Below are 3,307 nucleotides of genomic sequence, written 5' to 3'. Positions count from 1 at the left end.
CGCCCCTCCCCACTCCTCCCCTCTCCACAGAAGGGCCGAGCGCCATGACCGCTGAGTCCGCGCCCCGTACGGGGGCACCCGAAGGCGTCGTACCGAGCGGTGGCTCACCCGGGCTCCGCCGGGCCCGCCTCGGCGTCGCCGACATCGCCTTCTTCGTCGTCTCCGCCGCCGCCCCGCTGACCGTGATGGCGGGAGTGGCACCGCTCGCCATCGCCATCGGCGGCATCGGCGCCCCCGTCGGCTATCTCCTCGCCGGCGCCACCCTCGCCCTCTTCGCCGTCGGGTTCACCACGATGACCCGGCACGTCCGCAACGGCGGCGGCTTCTACGCCTTCATCACCCGCGGCCTCGGCCGCCCCGCCGGTTTCGGGGCGGCCACCCTCGCCCTGTTCGCGTACAACGGCATGCAGATCGGTGTGTACGGGCTCCTCGCCACCGGCACCCAGGACGCGCTGCGGGCGCTGTGGGGGATCGATGTGCCCTGGCCCGTCATCGCGCTCGCGGGCGTCTTCGTGATCTGGTTCCTCGGCTACCGCAGCATCGAGTTCGGCGCGAAGGTCCTCGGCGTGCTGCTGCTCGCGGAGACCGGCATCCTCGCGCTACTCGCCGGCGGAGTGCTGCTCGACGGCGGCGCCGAGGGGCTCGCCCTCGACTCCTTCGCGCCGGACAACGTCCTGGTGCCCGGCACCGGCGCCGTACTCGCCTTCGCCTTCGCCGCGTTCACCGGTTTCGAGTCCACCGCCATCTACCGCCGCGAGGCCCGCGACCCGGCGCGCACCATTCCGCGCGCGACGTTCATCGCGGTCGGCTTCCTCGGCCTGTTCTACGCGTTCAGCGTGTGGATCGTCATCCAGGCCTTCGGCAGCGCCCACGTCATGAAGGCCGTCGCCGACGACCCGCTCGGCCTGTTCTTCACGGCGACCACGCACTACGTCGGCGGCTGGGCCGCCGCGCTCATGCACATCTTCATCGTGACCAGCATCATCGCCTCCCAACTGGCCTTCCACAACGCGATCAACCGCTACGGACTCTCCCTCGCCCAGGAAGGCGTGCTGCCCGCCGCCCTCGGCAAGGTGCACCCCCGGCACCGCTCCCCGTACATCGCGGGCCTCGCGCAGAGCGTCCTCGCCCTGGTGGTCGTCACGGGCTTCGTACTGGCCGGCGCCGACCCGTACCAACAGCTGCTCATCTGGATGAACACCCCAGGAATGATCGGCCTGTTGGCGCTCCAGGCGATCACCGCCATCGCCGTGTTCCGCTTCTTCCGGAGCTTCCCGCACAACGAGGGCCGCTGGCGCACCGCGATCGTGCCGCTCGTCGCCACCGCCCTGATGGCCGGTGCGCTGTGGCTGGTGATCAGCAAGATCGACCTGATGACCGCGGCACCGTTCGCCACCAACGCGGCGCTCGTCCTCACCGTCCCCGCCGCCTTCGCCGTCGGCGTCGTCGCCGCCCTGCGCATCCGCCGCACCAGGCCCGCGGTGTACGAGACATTCGCGGCGGAGCCGCCGGAGGAGTCCGATGACGACTCCCCTGAGGGCTCCCGGGACGACGAGCCGGACGCGTCCGGCGGCCCACGCGCGGCCGCCGACGCCGCGTCGGCCTGACGCGCCCTTCGACCACCAACGCCCCCGTCCCGAACCGAGGAAGACCGCTGTGCCCCAGCCGACCGACCGCCCCCTGACCGCCGTCGCCGACACCGTCCTGACCGGCGCCCATGTCCGCACCCTCGACCCCGAACGCCCGACGGCGACCGCCGTCGCGGTACGGGACGGCCACATCGTCGCGGTCGGCGACGAGCGTGACGTACGGGACTGGCGCGGTGCGCACACCGAGGTCGTCGACCTGGGCGGCGCCACGCTCACGCCGGGCCTCGTCGACGGGCACAGCCACCCCGTGCTCGGCCTGGAGATGGCCACCGGGCTCGACCTGTCCGGCTGCCGCGACCTGGACGCGCTGCGCGGCACCCTCGCGGACGCGGCCCGCGCGGCCGGACCCGGCGCCTGGGTGCTCGGCCACGGCCTTGACCACAACGTCTTCGGCGGCAGGCCCGTCCAGCACGACCTGATCGACCCGGCGCTCGGCGGCGTACCCGCGTTCCTGCGGCTCTACGACGGGCACTCCGCGCTGGCCAGCGGGCCTGCCCTCGCGGCCGCCGGGATCGACGGGCCGCGGCGGTTCGCGCAGCGGGCGGAGGTGGTGTGCGCGCCGGACGGACGGCCCACCGGGCACCTCGTCGAGCCCGCCGCGATGGACCTGATGGAGCCGGTGCTGCCGCGCGAGGACCCGTCCGCGCGCCGCGCCCGGCTGCTCAAGCTCCTAACCGACATGGCGGCCACCGGGCTCACCGGCGCGCATGTCATGGATCTCCAAGGCGTCGGCGTACTGGACCTGTTGACCGGCTGCGAGGAAGAAGCGGGACCGCTCCCGATGCGGCTGCGGATCGCCCCGTGGTGCATGCCGGGTACCGACCCGGCCGAGCTCGACCACCTCGTCGCGCTGCAGCGCTCGCGGGGCGCGCACTGGCGGGTGGGCGGCGTGAAGTTCTTCATGGACGGCACCGTCGAGGGCGGTACGGCCTGGCTGGAGCACGCCGACTGCCACGGTCAGGGCACGGAGGCATTCTGGCCGGACCCGGCCGCGTACACCGCCGCCGTGCACCACCTCGCGCGGGCCGGAGTGCGGACGACCACGCACGCCATCGGGGACGCGGCCGTCCGGCACGTGCTCGACACCGTCGAGCTGCTCGACGATCCGGGGCAGCACGGCCGGCACCGTATCGAGCACATCGAGACCGTGCCCACCGGCCAGTTGGAGCGCTTCGCCCGGCTCGGCGTCACCGCGTCGATGCAGCCCACGCACACCGCGTACACCCGCGCCGACCACACCGACGAGTGGTCGAAGCGGGTCGGCGAGGAGCGGGCCGGGCGGGCCTGGCGCTGCCGCGACCTGCGGGACGCGGGCGCGACCCTCGTCCTCGGCTCGGACTGGCCGATCGCGCACTACGACCCCCGCGAGGTGCTCGCCACCGCCCGCCTCCGGCGGCTGCCGGGCCGCCCGGACATCACCCCGGTCCTGGCCGGTCAGGCACTCACCGGCCTGATGGCGCTCGAGGGTTACACCTCGCACGCCGCGCTCGCGGTGGGCGAGCAGGACGTCGCCGGACGGATCGCGCCGGGTTACCGCGCGGACCTGACGGCCTTCGCGGTCGACCCGGTCACGGCCCCCGCCGACGAACTGGGCGAGGCACCGGTCGTGTTGACGATGACGGCGGGACGGGTCGTGCATCGGGGGTGAGGGGGCGCGG

General features: G+C 73.8%; 2 protein-coding genes. Both read left to right on the top strand.

The features are described from left to right. Positions 1–44: 44 nt before the first annotated feature. Complete coding sequence (locus GUY60_RS36135) at positions 45–1,607, top strand: APC family permease (protein WP_161705696.1); 1,563 nt, start codon at positions 45–47, stop codon at positions 1,605–1,607. Positions 1,608–1,656: 49 nt separating this feature from the next. Continuing rightward, positions 1,657–3,297 (top strand): amidohydrolase, encoded by a 1,641-nt coding sequence (locus GUY60_RS36130; protein WP_376771359.1) that lies wholly within the window; start codon positions 1,657–1,659, stop codon positions 3,295–3,297. Positions 3,298–3,307 lie beyond the last annotated feature (10 nt).

Origin of the sequence: Streptomyces boluensis (genome assembly GCF_009908195.1) — a bacterium.
GTDB classification, from domain to species: Bacteria; Actinomycetota; Actinomycetes; order Streptomycetales; family Streptomycetaceae; genus Streptomyces; species Streptomyces boluensis.
Note: the sequence above shows the minus strand (reverse complement) of the source record. Positions and strands in the feature narration are given on the sequence as shown.